The 14,367-nt window shown below is 70.0% G+C and carries 14 protein-coding genes and 1 pseudogene; 8 read left to right on the top strand and 7 right to left on the bottom strand.

Annotation, left to right across the window (positions count from 1 at the left end):
- Positions 1–308: 308 nt before the first annotated feature.
- Positions 309–575 carry a hypothetical protein gene (locus DKL51_RS35205; RefSeq protein WP_185734925.1) on the bottom strand — a complete coding sequence of 89 codons (267 nt, stop codon included), beginning with the start codon at positions 573–575 and terminating at the stop codon, positions 309–311.
- A gap of 634 nt (positions 576–1,209) precedes the next feature.
- Positions 1,210–2,028 carry a hypothetical protein gene (locus tag DKL51_RS26660; RefSeq protein WP_109945019.1) on the bottom strand — a complete coding sequence of 273 codons (819 nt, stop codon included), beginning with the start codon at positions 2,026–2,028 and terminating at the stop codon, positions 1,210–1,212.
- 398 nt (positions 2,029–2,426) lie between these two features.
- Between DKL51_RS26660 and DKL51_RS26655 the strand changes: the two genes are divergently transcribed.
- Positions 2,427–2,678, top strand: coding sequence for a hypothetical protein (locus tag DKL51_RS26655; protein ID WP_109945018.1), 252 nt, complete (start codon positions 2,427–2,429; stop codon positions 2,676–2,678).
- A 438-nt stretch (positions 2,679–3,116) separates the two neighbouring features.
- Here the strand turns inward: DKL51_RS26655 and DKL51_RS26650 are convergent, their stop codons facing one another.
- The 4 genes from DKL51_RS26650 to DKL51_RS26635 all read right to left on the bottom strand — a co-directional run bounded on the left by DKL51_RS26650 (position 3,117) and on the right by DKL51_RS26635 (position 7,282).
- Complete coding sequence (locus DKL51_RS26650) at positions 3,117–4,427, bottom strand: TolB family protein (protein WP_165823115.1); 1,311 nt, start codon at positions 4,425–4,427, stop codon at positions 3,117–3,119.
- 726 nt (positions 4,428–5,153) lie between these two features.
- The gene (locus tag DKL51_RS26645; protein ID WP_109945016.1) at positions 5,154–5,813 is read right to left on the bottom strand and encodes an FUSC family protein; all 660 of its coding nucleotides are present in this window, start codon (positions 5,811–5,813) and stop codon (positions 5,154–5,156) included.
- A 309-nt stretch (positions 5,814–6,122) separates the two neighbouring features.
- Positions 6,123–7,007, bottom strand: coding sequence for a zinc metalloprotease (locus tag DKL51_RS26640; protein ID WP_124812623.1), 885 nt, complete (start codon positions 7,005–7,007; stop codon positions 6,123–6,125).
- Positions 7,004–7,282: a hypothetical protein gene (locus tag DKL51_RS26635; protein ID WP_109945014.1), complete on the bottom strand. Its 279-nt coding sequence runs from the start codon at positions 7,280–7,282 to the stop codon at positions 7,004–7,006. The genes DKL51_RS26640 and DKL51_RS26635 overlap by 4 nt, the downstream gene beginning before the upstream one ends.
- 64 nt (positions 7,283–7,346) lie before the next feature.
- Here DKL51_RS26635 and DKL51_RS26630 point away from each other — a divergent pair, with 64 nt between their 5' ends.
- From DKL51_RS26630 to DKL51_RS26620, 3 genes are all read left to right on the top strand, one after another.
- Entirely contained in the window at positions 7,347–7,871 is a 525-nt protein-coding gene (locus tag DKL51_RS26630) for a GNAT family N-acetyltransferase (protein ID WP_109945013.1), read from the top strand.
- An 80-nt stretch (positions 7,872–7,951) separates the two neighbouring features.
- Positions 7,952–8,635 carry a hypothetical protein gene (locus DKL51_RS26625; protein WP_207783858.1) on the top strand — a complete coding sequence of 228 codons (684 nt, stop codon included), beginning with the start codon at positions 7,952–7,954 and terminating at the stop codon, positions 8,633–8,635.
- A gap of 165 nt (positions 8,636–8,800) precedes the next feature.
- The gene (locus DKL51_RS26620; RefSeq protein WP_123809810.1) at positions 8,801–9,202 is read left to right on the top strand and encodes a hypothetical protein; all 402 of its coding nucleotides are present in this window, start codon (positions 8,801–8,803) and stop codon (positions 9,200–9,202) included.
- Here the strand turns inward: DKL51_RS26620 and DKL51_RS35200 are convergent.
- Positions 9,186–9,359: a hypothetical protein gene (locus DKL51_RS35200; RefSeq protein ID WP_165823114.1), complete on the bottom strand. Its 174-nt coding sequence runs from the start codon at positions 9,357–9,359 to the stop codon at positions 9,186–9,188. The two genes, DKL51_RS26620 and DKL51_RS35200, sit on opposite strands and share 17 nt — an antisense overlap.
- A gap of 533 nt (positions 9,360–9,892) precedes the next feature.
- Between DKL51_RS35200 and DKL51_RS26610 the strand changes: the two genes are divergently transcribed.
- From DKL51_RS26610 to DKL51_RS36710, 4 genes and pseudogenes are all read left to right on the top strand, one after another.
- On the top strand, positions 9,893–10,477 hold the full coding sequence (locus DKL51_RS26610; protein ID WP_207783857.1) for a 2-oxoacid:acceptor oxidoreductase family protein: 585 nt from the start codon (positions 9,893–9,895) through the stop codon (positions 10,475–10,477).
- The gene (locus DKL51_RS26605; RefSeq protein WP_109945011.1) at positions 10,470–11,705 is read left to right on the top strand and encodes a transketolase C-terminal domain-containing protein; all 1,236 of its coding nucleotides are present in this window, start codon (positions 10,470–10,472) and stop codon (positions 11,703–11,705) included. The genes DKL51_RS26610 and DKL51_RS26605 overlap by 8 nt, the downstream gene beginning before the upstream one ends.
- A complete protein-coding gene (locus tag DKL51_RS26600) occupies positions 11,702–12,706 on the top strand; it encodes a thiamine pyrophosphate-dependent enzyme (protein ID WP_109945010.1) in 1,005 nt (334 codons plus the stop codon). Before DKL51_RS26605 ends, DKL51_RS26600 begins: the two co-directional genes overlap by 4 nt.
- Positions 12,706–14,361 (top strand): annotated as a pseudogene (locus DKL51_RS36710) (NAD(P)-binding protein); the annotation flags it as partial. The gene DKL51_RS26600 and the pseudogene DKL51_RS36710, both read left to right, overlap by 1 nt.
- Between the last annotated feature and the right edge of the window lie 6 nt (positions 14,362–14,367).

The following is a 14,367-nucleotide window of genomic DNA, read 5'->3' as shown; positions in this document are numbered from 1 at the left end:
TAGCAGCCAGTCTGAGGCAGCCTGACCACAGATGGCGGACACCGTCAGCGGCACCCTCCCTGGTTGACATCCATCGCCGACATCAACTGCCGCAGCCGAGGATGGACGCCCTCGTACATATCAGGAGAGCGACGCCCACGGTACGAACGTCTGCGGACGCAGCCTCATGCTGGGCACGCCTTGTAAGCGAGACGTCTGGGCGAGAGAGGGGTGAAGGAGCGGCCGTCACGGGGGGAACGGCCGCTCTGTCGCGAGAGCTTATTGGACCCGATGCGGCGATGCAGGGCCAGGGCGACGTCCCGCCCTGGCTAGCCCTGCTTGGCGTGGTCGAGCAGTCGGTGAAGGGCGTAGCGGAGGACGCGCGCCTGGCCGAGGTCCAGCAGGCACTGGCACTGTTCCTCGCCCATCCTGATGTCGAGGCCGATACCGATGAGTGGCTCGCCGGGTAGGTCCTGCTGCCACAAGAACGCCTCGACGTCGACCGAGTGGTGGCCTGGCCGTGAGGTGGCCCAGAAGCGAGAGCGGTGGATGCCGTTGCTGTGGCTGACGCACCAGGAGGGATGTCCGGCGGCCATCGGCCCACATGCCTTTCTGGTCATCGTCCGACTTGGACCGGTCGAGCTGCGCGAGGTGGCCGGGGTGGGTTGGGGTGACCCGTTCGGGGAAGCGCCCACCCCGGCCGGTGACCGGCCCGGCAAAGCCGATCGCTCTTGAGGCGACAGTCGGGCAGAGTCCGTTACAGCCAACCCGGAAAGGCCTGAATCGGGTAGCCGCGCGGTCACAGGCATAAAAGCCGCCGACGCCGACCGGACACGTTCACGGTGCAGGGCCGGGCCACGACCAGGCCGAGGCCGGAGGCCGCGACGAGGCAGCAAGGCTTCAATCCCAGAGGGTCACTGGTCCCGTAGCCGTCCGCACGGCCCACGAGTCAGCAGAGAATCAGCGAACCATGCGATACGTGACCGACGCCAATGGTCACAGCCGGCAAGACGCCGAGGGCGGGACCAGAGGAAACGACACAAGCCGAGACCGGCCGACAACACCGATCAGGCTCCCCCCGACGGGGGTCGTCCCTTTCTGGGGGAGGTACTCCGGCGCAGGTCGCAGGCCCTCTTCGTCCTCGTCGAGCGCCCCTTCCGCCGGCGTTTCCCTGCCTGAGTCAGCAGATGATCCGGCCGGCCCGCATACTCACGAGCCGTGCCTCATAGGTCACTCGAACGTCAGTCGTGCGTTCCAGGCGCTGCTCCAGGCACCGCGCCATACCGCCAGTCCGGCGTAGGTGAACACGCATCCCACCCCGATACCCCAGTCGAGGTCATCGGACCAGAGGGCGGGATCGGCCAGCGTATCGCGCAGGCGGCCCACCGCGATGACCGTGAATCCGTCACTGGACGGGTCGGGGTAGCGGCGAACCTCGATCAAGCCGTCGCGGACGAAGGGTGCCAGGGGGGCCAGCTGCCGATCGATCCAGTCCAGGCGCCGTCTGGCGTCGAGCTCAGCTGGCGGGCCGTCCAAGACACCGAACGGCCCCGTCAGCATCCCGCTGGCCTCAGCGGCGCAGACCAGGACCCTGCGCTGATCCAGGCTCAGCTCATCCCATCGGGGGAGGCCGGTGTTGTCCGCCGTCGGGTACGCATCGTCGAACCACCGCTCGTGCACGGTTCGAGGCGCGGACAGCTGGATCTCAGATGGCCGACGCGGTGACCAGACCCAGTTGTCCGCGGTTGCGAGGATCGCGCGCAGGCGGCTGCCGCCCACGCTGGCGTCGGAGCCGGAGGAAACCGCGCCGGCCGAATCGTGGATGGTCAGCAGGCCACGGTCGACCAGATCCGTGGCCACCGCCGCCAGCAGCGGAACCAGTGCGCGCTGCTCGTACTCGGTATAGCTGCGCGGCGGAGGAGCCCCGTCAGCCCCCGCCCACCGCAGATTCACCCCGTAGGCCTGCACCGTCCCGGCGAGCCAGCTGTCCGACATCGCGCGTCGCAGCAGGGTCTGCTCAGCAAGCGTGAACGACTCCCACGACGGCATCAGCCCTCGCCTCCCTTCCTGACCGCCGGCCGGTAGCGTCGACCACCACCCCGCCCGGCTCCTATCCTGCCCGGCCGCAAAGTGCAGGACCTGGCTGACCAGATCACACCTTCTGAGGCATCGTCCTGCACATGCTCAGGTGCAGCGCTGACATCGGTCCTTGCCATCAACGGTGGCGGCCGAGAGCGGACGAGTGCGGACGGGGGTCCCCTCGTAGCCGGACCCGGTGGACGTCGGCGGACACTGCAACTCTTGTCGAAAGCGCCTTGTAAGCGAGATGTCCTAGCCGCCGACCGAGCTCGAGAGAATGGGGCTGACGAGGCCACAGCGGTTGTGGGTCCCGCGGTGAGCTGCTTCGTAGACTCAGGCATGTCCTCCAGCTGGAGTCCGCAGAGTCGATGAGCAACCTCTACGGCGACATCGAAGAGTTTGTCCGCTGCCTGCGGCGAGGCGGCCGGGGGCAGCTTGCGCAGTCGCTGGAGGACGCTGTGCTGTACGGCGCTACCAGTGGTGAGATCCTGACCAACGTCGCGCGCCTGCTTGAGCGGACTCGTCGTGAAAGATTCAGCCTGCCCGAGGAGCTGGCATTGCAACGCGACGAGATTCTCCAGAGGACAGCACGCGCCCTGGGAGATGTTGGACAGCGCTGAGCTTCTCAGCCTGTCAAGAGCAGCCAAGCGAGCAGCCAAACCGGCGGACCGGCACGGACGATGACGGATCTGGACACCATGTGACGCACGGCGAGCCCCCCCGGGAGCACGAGCCGGGGACTGACTCGTAATGCGTGGATCAGCGAGCGCTGCGAATGCCTCTTCGGGATGCTCGCAAGGCATGGTCGCAACTCCAACCCCACCGCCTGGGCGGCGACCTGTCTCCGGCTCCCTACACCCCGCTCGCGCTCGGTCAAGGGTGCCGAGGCCGACAGCAACGCTGACAGCAACGACGCCGAACGGCGACGCACGGATCAGCCCACGGCGGGACGCCGCTCCAAGCAGGCGACCGCACTCGGATGGCTGTGGATTGGATGCACAGAGCTTAAAACGAGGGGTCTGCAACCCGCCGGTCGCGGCCACCGTTCGGGGGCTGTGTCAGGACCCGGATGCGAGACCCGTACGGCGGTGTCGTCGAGACCTGTGGAGCCTCTGAACGAGCACGATGATCGCCGCGACAAGGCCGGCGAAGAGGACGGCCGCGACAGCGCACGCGGCTCCCTCGGCCACATGATCAAAGGTGGCCAGAGGCGGATGGCCGGCGCGGCTGAGGCTGCCCGCGATGACATCGTCGGCGACGTCCACCGACTCCGCGCCGGGCGAGCTGGATGCGAGCAGCACCTGCGGCGGCCCCGCGGCGGCCAGGACAAGGACGCGGGTCCCGAAGACATTGTCGAGATTCTCGACGCCCGACATGTACAGGCCTGTTTGATCGATCCCGGCGTCGCTATGCGGCCGGAAATCGACGATCTGATATGACGGATCCAGGTCGCCCGCCGTCCCCGCGTCATACGTCGCCACCACTGGGCGGCCGGTATGTGTCCAGCCGAGGACCCGGATCGCCACCACGCCATCCACGATGTAGGCCGTGCCCATGGTCGCACCGGTCGACGCGTCGATTGTAGTGAGCGTCCATCGCGCGTCGTACGTCCGCCCACAGCCGCACGGCCGCTCAGCGACCACGGCGAGCGCGCTTCCGTCGCGGGTCCACGCGCCCTTGCCGGCGATGCGGGTGCCGGCGGGAACGGCGAATGCGGCGATCGGGGCGCCCGCCGGGGTAACCACGACGATCCGGTTGCCGGACTGGTACGCGAGCTTCGTGCCGTCGGGTGAAAACGCGGCGAGCCAACCGTCGAAGTTCGCCGTCATGTCGACGTCAGCGATCGTTGTCTCATGCCCGTCGGAGGTGTCAACAACCGACAGCACCGCGTGCGTCACCGGTGACGTCCACGCACCGCGGAACGTCTCGGGCGCCTCGAAGTCCGGCTGCGTGTAGGTCACCGTCGCGAGATACCGGCCGTCCAGTGACCACGCCTCAGGGTGGCGATAGTCGCCGCCGTCCGGCGGCAACCGCGTCGTCGTGCCGGTGGCGAGGTTAACGATCCCGTTCTCGACCGCGAGCTGCGTCCCGTTCGGGGACAGGATCGCCGTAATGCCCGCAGTGGAGTTAAACGACTCCGGTAGCGTCCGGTATGCATCGTTGCGCAAGCCGGTGAGGGCGATGTCGAATTCCGATCCGTCCAGACCCCACGCCCCGCCGGTAAACACGACGCTGGCGGCCCCGATCGGCGTATGACGTGCGTCTGGCGTATAGACGCTGGGCGCACCGAGGCGGCGTGGCAGGGACGGGGACGCGGTCACTGCCGCATCGGTAGAACCAAATAGGACGAAGCTGCCGATGGTCGCCACGGCCAGTAACGCGAGCCCGCCCGCGACCCACCTCGTACGCCAGATACGCCACCATCGGTTCCCGACCATGGCGATGTTCTTATCACCTGTCAGCGGGCCATGCGAATGTCCCCTTCCTGCTGGCCACCGAATGTCCCCACCCCGGTGGCTACCTCGACCAGGTCATCATCGGTGGCCGCAAGCCCGTCTCAGTTCCGCTTCAACGCCTGACGCACCCGGCTAAGTGACCGGCTGGGTGACGACGGACGCGCACAACGAACGGACGCCCGTGGACGCTGTCGCACCGTCCGCGCAGGTCAGGCCCCTTCTTCCCGCAGCTCATCGAGTAGTGATTGTTCCTTGACCCGGAAGATGTCTGCCCGGCCGTACCGGAGCAGCCAGGAGGCAGCGAACGCATCGACAACCGATGGCGACGAACGACACGGAACGCCTAGCTTCCTGCGGCGACGTGTACCGGACGACACCAGCCGTTGGCCGTTGATGTCGGCCAGCCGCGTTCGGGACGAAGAGGGTTCTCACCCTTGTCCCCGTACAGCAGAGAAGTACAGCAACCCATCGCACCGTCACAGCCCTTGATCGGCCGGCCGAGGCTCCCAGCCTGCGAACCGGGCCGTCAGCAACCGGCTCGCAGGTAATCCAAAGGTTCGCGGCAGCGGCAGTAAGGAAATGGCTCATTGAGTTACAGCGCGACTCCGGCTGGCCGCAATGATCGAGGCCGCTACCTCGTCAGCCCGAGTGTGCTTGCCCGTCCACTTGGCAAAGTTGGACTTCTGGACGGCCCACGCGACCTGTGAGACCTCCCGAAGCTGCGCGTTGAGGGTCTCGGTGAGCGGAGCGGCGGCGCCGGTCGAGAATGCGGATCGGATTGAACGGGATCAGCACGGCGACCACCACCAGCCCGACGATGGCGCCCACCACGGCGTCGACGATCCGCGCCCATTCGAGACCTTCCTTGCTCTGCGCCATCGTGGCGATCAGCACGGCGGTACTGCCGGCCTGACCGACCAGCGCGCCGCTCTTCCCGGTCAACAGCAGGGCGACGGCGATGGCGAGCGCCACCACCAAGCCGATCTGCCAGGGCCCGAACCCGATGTAGAGCAGCAGAAGGTCGCCGATGAAGAGGCCCAGCCCGACGCCGAGCAGCAGTTCAGCGGTACGTCGGGCGCGCTGCCCGAGCGCGGCCACGATCGTACCGACGGCCGCGCTGGGCGCGAAGATCGGCGAAGGACGACCCAGTACCTCGTGCGCGAGCCCCCAGGACAACGTAGCGGCGAGCCCGCACTGGGCCGCGACGACCAGGGTGACCTCAAGCTGACGCCGCCGCAGCCTGCCGGCCTCTCCACCGCGCCGGCGGGCGCGCGCTGCGATTTGATCGGCATACTGCATCGCGGTCCCGGGTTACCTCAGACGGTCCGCACAAACCCTCGCGGCCCGGCGCGCTCCCACCGGTTCGACCCGATGTCCGTGGCCGCGCCGCTGATCCTCACGGCATCGTCGTCGCGCGGGCCCGTCGGCGGGACCGCCGGTAACGGGCTTCTTCGCTCTTGCTCATGAAATCGAAGTTGCCGAGCAACCCCGACCTCGACGTGTGCTCGCAGCAGAGGAACCCCTCGGTAGCCCCTCAGTGTGCGCATGCAAATCGGGGTTGACGAGCCGTAACTGCGGCCCGTCAACCCCGACACGTGCAAGCCGTGGTTACCCAGCGCCGCCGGCCCGGAATGCCAGCCAGGCGTCGCTCATCCGGTCCGCCTGTCCTGCGGTGAACATGTTCATGCAGGAGTCCTGGGTGTAGTCCATGAAGTTGTGGATCGGGTCCAGCCCGGGTGCGGTGCAGGTGTGCGCGCCCACCGGGCAGTTGAACTGCGGCGCCGCTTCCCGCGGAGTGTCCGCGACGTAGTCCCCCGAAGCGGAGCACCCGTGCGCGAAGGTGTGCTCCAGCATCAGCCAGTGCCCGACCTCGTGCGTCAGCGTGTCACCCAGGGCGTACTTGCCCGCCGTTCCGCCCGGCATCGACTCGTCGAGCATCACCACGCCGTCGATGTAGTCCCGGCCGTTGTTGTAATCCTTCGGGAAGTACGCCCAGCCGAGGAGCCCGCCACCGATGTTGGCCGCGTACACGTTCAGGGTGCGGGAGTCCCCGGTGTACAACGCCTTCTTCATGTCCCGCTCATTCTCGCCCGGCACGACCGTGTACCAGTCGCTGTTCACCGTCCACGTCGTGTCGACGAGAGAGAACCGGAACGGCGCGTCGGAGGCGTCTGCCGCCGTGCGGCCCGCGAACGAATCGTTGAGTACCGTCATCTGCGCCACGATCAGGGTGTTCCACCTGGTCGTCTCGGCGGCGCTGAGGGGGTGGTCGGAGACCATGTGGAACACCGTGGGCACGGTGATGCTGCCGTTGGGCAGGCGCGGCGAGTCCTTGATCACGCCGTAGGCGTTCGCCTCGTTCTCGGAATACAGCGCGGGCTCCTGTGCGGTGGCGCCCTCGGCCACCCGCGCCGCGCTGGACCCTTCGGCACCCGGCTCACACGCCGCAACACTCTTCGAGGGGGTCACGGACGCTGCCGTAGCCAAGGTCATGTGACGAAGGTGCCGTCCGGGCTCATCAATTCGTCTCGAACCAGCGGTACCAACGCCGACAGGCCGCCATCGTCGACGGCGACCGACAGACGGATTCGACCTTCGCCGTCATCGATGGCGTAGCTGACCACGGTGTACCGCTTGCCGTCTTCGCCGACGACCAGGCGGCACTCCTTGTTGTCGAGCATTTCGCGCCACTCGTCATAGCCGGTGCGTCGCCATTCCGCCAGGCGTGCCTCGGCGAGCTGCGCTGCGATCTCCTTGTCCAGCCCCACGCGCTCACTTTCTCACCCTCGGTGTACAGCAAGGAGATGCAGCAGCCGGCGTTATCGTCGCTGCATGCTCGAGCTGATCCCGCCCACCGTCAGCCTGCACACCGCCTGGCTCGAGGCGCGTGAGGAGTGGGGTCCCGGCGTCCACGAGGACGGTTTCGGGCTGCGGCCCTCCGATGAAGTGGACTCGCCGGCCGGGTTCGCGGCCTGGGTGGCCCGGCTGGCTGAGCAGTCGGACCCGGCGAAGCCCCTGGGCGCGGGGCGCGTGCACTGCACGTACCGATGGATCGTGGAGGATGACCGGGTGCTCGGCGGGATCGCGCTGCGGCACGAGCTCAACCACTTCCTGCTACAGGTCGGCGGTCATATCGGCTACGGCATCCGGCCGTCCGCGCGCCGGCGAGGACTGGCCACCTGGGCGCTGGGGCGGATGCTGGAGGAAGCGCGAGTGCTGGGCCTGGATCGGGTGCTGGTCGCCTGCGAGGCCGGCAACGTCGCCTCGGCGAAGACGATCGAGCGCCAGGGCGGTGTCCTCGAGGATGTCCGGGACACCGAACTCGGCACCGTGCGGCGTTACTGGATCGAGATCTAGCCCACCAGGTTGCCTCACGGCCCGGACGTGCAGGGGAAATCCGTTCGAGAGGATCGTTGCTGGTCTGCCACCCTGGCGGGATGCTGCTCGCGCTGACCGGGTCCAGTTGTTCGGGCAAGTCCACGCTCGCCTTCGCGGTGGCCGACCGGCTCCGCCGGGTTGCCGTGCACGACTTCGACGAGGTCGGCGTACCGGAGGGTGCCGACCGCCGCTGGCGCAACCGGGCGACCGAGCTGTGGGTGCGCCGCGCGCTGGAGTATCAGGGCCGGGGAATCGACCTTCTGCTGACCGGGCAGTCCCCGCTGGGTGAGATCCTGGCCGTCCCGTCCGCACCGCTGCTGGACGGGATCGCGGTGTGTCTGGTCGACGTCGCCGGCGAGGTCCGGCGCGCCCGGCTCGCCGCGCGTGACCAGGGCCGGTGGGACGCCGCGGCGGTGGCCGCCTTCTTGGGCTGGGCCGTCTGGCACCGCGGGCATGCCCATGATCCCCGTCACCGGCCGGACGTCATCATCGACGGCAGTTGGTCGGGAATGGTCTGGGACCGCTGGACAGGGTGGGCCACCGAGGATCCACGGTGGCGAACCCAGGTACTCGACACCACCGATCAGCCGGTCGCGCGATCGGTGGACCAGGTCGAGCAGTGGATCACCGAACAGCGCGAGGCGCACCGATCCGGCCGGCTCCCGCTGATCCGCGGCTGGACCGAGGTCTGCCAGAACCGCCGCCTTCGGCATGGTGACGACGTCGAGCAGATCGCGTCTTGAAGGACGCCGCGCGGCATAGTGAGCCGTTTATGCGGGTAGAAGGACATCACTGCGCCGGCACGGGGTAGGGGCAACGTCGCCCCGGCTGGCTCCACGGGCTCAGCCCCCGGGCCTGCTAGCGGCGCGATGTGCCACACCTTCAGCCAATGGAGAAGGGGGCCGACCATGCCCACTCTGCCCGCGCCCCGGTCGGCGAGCGCCGGCCCGTCAATTCCCCGCGAGTACGTTCGGTATCTGCAGGCCAGACTGCTGGAGGCCGAGGCCAGCCTGGCGGCCATGAACGAGAAGTACGACCGCACCAAGGCGCGCTTCGACCGCTGCTACGCCCGCCGCGGCATCACCCCGGACGCCGACATCGTCAGCTACATCAACGCCAAGACGATGAACCCGGAGCTCAAGTTCTGGTACTCGAAGGTCGAGCATTTCCAGCGCGAGGTCGCCGCCTACGGGGCCGTGCTGACCGGCCTGGAGGCCGCGCGCCGGATGCTCGGCGAGGACCGTGCTCGCGTACCTGTGGAGAGCGCGCGCATCGGCAGCAGCCGGCGCGGCTTCAACCGCGCCGGCTGAGAACCCGCCGCCAGCACCGCGCCGACGGTCGCCGATGGGCCTTGTGGAGGGTGTCCGCGGTCAGCAGGATCGGGATGGCGAGCGCGGCCAGGGCCCAGCCGTACGCGGTGGGCCACGCGCCGCCCAGCAGCTCGGCCAGTCCCGGTACGCCGAGCAACGCCGTCAGCAGTACCAGCTCGGAGGCGACCGCTGCCAGCAGCAGTTGGTTCCGTCGCGGGCAAGGCGCGGGGCAACCCGGGCACGGTCGGCGACGGGGACCGGGACGGCGACGCCGTCGGGCCGCGCGTGGGGGAGGCCGACGGGGAGACGCGGGGCGACCCGGACGGGGACGGCGACGGCGACGGAGACGGAGACAGCGGTTCGGGACGGAGGTCCCGCCGGCAGGGGACCAACCGCCCTGGGGGCCGCTCCGCCGAGCGGAGAGTATGAAGTCAGACGCCCACCGGCGAAGAGGGGAAACCCTCGGGTGGCAGGGAACTGGGACGGCGGTCCACGGATCGCAAGACCCACCATCGCCAAGATGGTTTCCCCCGCCCGGCGCACCGCCCGCCGGTGGGCGTCTTCATGCCGGCACCCCGGACCGTCTCCGCCGAACTCCGGACCGACTTTCGGCCCACCCACCGGTGCCTTTCGGCTCGTGATGCGACGCCCCTTCGCCGCGACGCTTGATGGCAGAGGAGCAGCCCGGCGGTGGAGGAGAGGCGGCGCCACATGTTCGGAGTACGCATTCACGGGCGGGGCGGGCAGGGCGTGGTCACGGCCGCCGAACTGCTGTCCGTCGCCGCCTTCGCCGAGGGCCGGCATGCGCAGGCCTTCCCCAGCTTCGGCTCGGAACGGACCGGTGCACCGGTGAGCGCCTACTGCCGCCTGGACACCCGCCCGATCCGTACCCGTGAGCCGATCGCCGCCGCGGACTGCGTGATCGTGCAGGACCCCACGCTGCTGGGGCACGTTGACGTCCTGACCGGACTCCGCCCGGACGGGTCGGTCCTGGTCAACTGGGCCGGCCCGGTGCACCAGCTCGGCGTGGAGCTGCCCCCGACCACGGTCGCGGTCGCCGCCACGGATCTCGCCCTGCGCCACATCGGCCGGGCGGTGCCCAACGCCGCGCTGCTGGGCGCCTTCGCCGCGCTGACCCGGCAGGTCCGGCTGGAGTCGGTGCTCGACGCGATCCGCCAACGGTTCCCGGGCCCGCTCGCCACCGCCAACGTCGCGGCCGCGCAGGCCGCGTACGAGCTCGTCCGCGCCGAGTGTGAGGAGCGGCAACATGCGTAGCCAGATCGAGGGTTCCCGCGCGGTCGCCGAGGCCGTCGCGCTGTGCCGGCCGCAGGTGATCCCCGCGTACCCGATCTCGCCGCAGACCCACATCGTCGAGGCGCTCAGCGAACGGGTGGCGACGGGCGCGCTCGGGCGCTGCCAGTTCATCAACGCCGAGAGCGAGTTCGGCGCGATGTCACTGGCGATCGGGGCCTCCGCGACCGGCGGTCGCTCCTACACCGCGACGGCGAGCCAGGGGCTGCTGTTCATGGCCGAGACGCTGTACAACGCCGCCGGACTCGGACTGCCCATCGTGATGACGGTGGCCAACCGCGCGATCGGCGCTCCCATCAACATCTGGAACGACCACAGCGACGCGATGAGCCAGCGCGACTCGGGTTGGGTGCAGCTCTACGCGGAGAACAACCAGGAGGCGGTCGACCTGCACCTGCTGGCCTTCCGGCTGGCCGAGGAGCTGTCGCTACCGGTGATGGTGTGCATGGACGGGTTCGTGCTCACCCACGCCGTCGAGGCGGTCGACCTGCCCGACCAGGCCGGCGTGGACGCGTTCCTGCCGCCGTACCAGCCGCGCCAGGTCCTCGACCCGGCCGACCCGGTGTCGATCGGCGCCATGGTCGGCCCGGAGGCGTTCACCGAGGTGCGCTACCTGGCCCACGTCCGGCAGTTGGCGGTGCTCGAGCGGCTGCCGTACCTCGCCGGGGAGCTGGCGGCCCTGACCGGGCGCCGGCTCGACGTCGTCAGCCCGTACCGGTGCGACGGCGCGGACACCGTGGTGGTCGCGCTCGGCTCCGTCCTGGGCACCCTCAAGGACACCGTCGACGAGCTGCGCGACGAGGGCGTACCGGTCGGCGTGCTCGGGGTCACCGCGTTCCGGCCGTTCCCGTTCGAGGCGGTGGCCACCGCGTTGGCCGGTGCCCGCCGGGTGGTCGTGCTGGAACGCGCCTTCACGACCGGCGTCGGCGGGATCGTCAGCGCCGACGTCCGCGCCGCTCGGCCCGGCACCGCGTGCCACACGGTGGTGGCCGGACTGGGCGGTCGCCCGGTCACGTCCGCATCGCTGCGCGGCATGCTGCGCGACGCCGTGACCGACCAGCTCGAACCGTTGACGTTCCTGGATCTCCATCGGGAGGTGGTGGACCGGGAGCTGGCCCGCGCGGCGGCCACCCGCCGGTCCGGACCGACCGCGGAGAACGTCCTGCACGATCTGCGAGGAGGGGCGCGATGAGCGGTCAGCCCGTGTTTTTCTACCAGGTCGGCACGTTCGCCGTCGGCAATCGGCTGCTGGACCCCGCGATGCGCTCCGGCCAGGCCGACCCGGACCGGGCCAACGCGCTGACCTCGGGCCACCGGGCCTGTCAGGGCTGCGGCGAGGCGCTCGGCGCCCGGTACGTGCTCGACGCCGCGATGCGGGCCACCGGCGGCAGGCTCGTCGTGGTGAACGCGACCGGCTGCCTGGAGGTCTTCTCCACTCCGTACCCGGAGACGTCCTGGCGGGTCCCCTGGCTGCACTCGCTCTTCGGCAACGCCCCGGCCGTCGCCGCCGGAGCTGCGGCCGCCCTGCGCGCCCAGGGCCGGGACGAGATCCGGGTCCTCGCGCAGGCCGGCGACGGCGGCACCGTCGACATCGGGCTCGGCTGCCTGTCCGGGATGTTCGAACGCAACGACGACGTGCTCTTCGTCTGCTACGACAACGAGGCGTACATGAACACCGGCGTGCAGCGCTCGGGCGCCACGCCACCCGCCGCCCGCACCGCGACCACCCCCGCCGTCGGCGACCGGCCGGGCAACCGGTTCGGCCAGGGCAAGGACCTGCCCGCGATCGCGATGGCCCACGGCATCCCGTACGTCGCGACGGCGACCGTCGCCGACCTGCGCGACCTGGAGGCCAAGGTGGCGCACGCGATGACCCTGCATGGCGCGCGCTACCTGCACGTGCTGGTGCCGTGCCCGCTCGGCTGGGGAAGCGCGTCCTGCGACACCATCCGGGTCGCCCGGCTGGCCACCGAGAGCGGACTCTTCCCGGTCTTCGAAGCCGAGCACGGCGCGGTCACCGGCGTCCGCCGCATCCGCCGCCGCGCGTCGGTGGAGGAGTACCTGCGGCTCCAGGGCCGCTACCGGCACCTGTTCGAACCGACCCGGCGCGACGACGTGCTCGACGCGATCAACGCCATCGCCGAACACAACATCCACCGGTACGGACTGCTCGCGCACCCGGAGGTGGCGTGATGACCGACAAGCCCTTCGCCATCACGCTCGGCGTCGGATCGAGCCTGGCCAACCACACCGGCACCTGGCGGGTGGACCGTCCGGTGTACGTCACCCGCCGGCCGCCGTGCGCGGACGCCTGCCCGGCGGGGGAGGACCCGCAGCGCTGGCTGTACCGGGTCGAGGAGCGCGGCTACGAGGCGGCCTGGCGAGAGATCATGACCGTCAACCCGTTCCCGGCGGTCATCGGCCGGGTCTGCTACCACCCGTGCCAGAGCGCCTGCAACCGCGGCCGGCTCGATGAGGCGGTCGGCATCAACGCGGTGGAAAGGTTCCTCGGCGACGAGGCGATCCGCCGGGGCTGGACGGTCACCAGCGACGCACCGCCCACCGGGCGCCGGGTGCTCGTCATCGGCGCCGGACCGGCGGGACTGTCCGCCGCGTACCACCTGCGGCTGCTCGGCCACGACGTGACCGTGCGGGACCGTGGCGAGGAACCGGGCGGGATGATGCGGTACGGCATCCCCGCCTACCGGCTGCCCCGCGACGTCCTCGACGCGGAGATCGCCCGCATCGTCGACCTCGGCGTGCGGCTGGACCTGCGCCACACCGTGACCGACCTGCCCGCCGAGGCGGCCGACTTCGACGCGGTGTTCGTCGCCGTCGGCGCGCAGCTCGGCCGGCGGGTCGACATCCCGGCCGGTGACGGCGCCCGGGTGCTCGACGCGGTCACCATGCTGCACCGCGTCGCCGACGGGCAACCGCCACAGCTCGGCCGCCGGGTCGTGGTGTACGGCGGCGGCAACACGGCCATGGACGCGGCCCGCTCGGCCCGCCGGATCGGGGCCACCGACGCAGTCGTCGTCTACCGACGTACCCGGGACCGGATGCCCGCCCACGAGGTGGACCTGTCCCAGGCACTCGACGAAGGCATCACCGTGCGCTGGCTGTCGACGATCACGCAGATCGACGGCGACCGGGTCCGGGTGGAGAAGATGCGCCTGGACGACAGCGGGTTCCCGCAGCCCACCGGCGAGTACGACGATCTGTCCGCCGACGCGGTCGTGCTCGCGGTCGGCCAGGAGGCCGACCTGTCGCTGCTGTCCGGGGTGGACGGCGTCGGACTGGACGGCGGGACCGTCCGGGTCGGCCCGGACCTGATGACGGGCCACGCTGGTGTCTTCGCCGGCGGCGACATCGTGAGCGCGAGGAGTGAGCTTGCGAGCCCCGCAGTCGCGAACAACCGGACTGCCGTCAGGGCCGAGCAGACCGTCACCAACGCGGTCGGGCAGGGCCGCGGTGCCGCATCCGCCATCGACGCGTATCTGAAGGGGCGCGCCTCGCGGCCCGTGCCGCCGTCCGCGCCGGCCGGCTTCGAGCGGCTCAACACCTGGTACTACTGCGACGCGCCCGCCACGGTCGCGCCCGGGCTCACCGCGGCCCGGCGGGTGTCGACCTTCGACGAGGTGGTCGGCGGGCTGGACGAGTCGACCGCGCTGTTCGAGGCGCGTCGTTGTCTGTCGTGCGGCACCTGCTTCGAGTGCGACAACTGCTACGGCGTCTGCCCCGACAACGCGATCCGCAAGCTCGGGCCGGGCCTCGGCTTCGAGATCGACTACGACTACTGCAAGGGCTGCGGGCTGTGTGTCGCGGAGTGCCCGGCGGGTGCCATGGAGATGGTG

Source organism: Micromonospora globispora (assembly GCF_003857015.1).
Lineage (GTDB): Bacteria > Actinomycetota > Actinomycetes > Mycobacteriales > Micromonosporaceae > Micromonospora > Micromonospora globispora.
The sequence above is the reverse complement of the archived record's forward strand: the minus strand, read 5'-3'. Positions and strand labels throughout refer to the sequence as shown.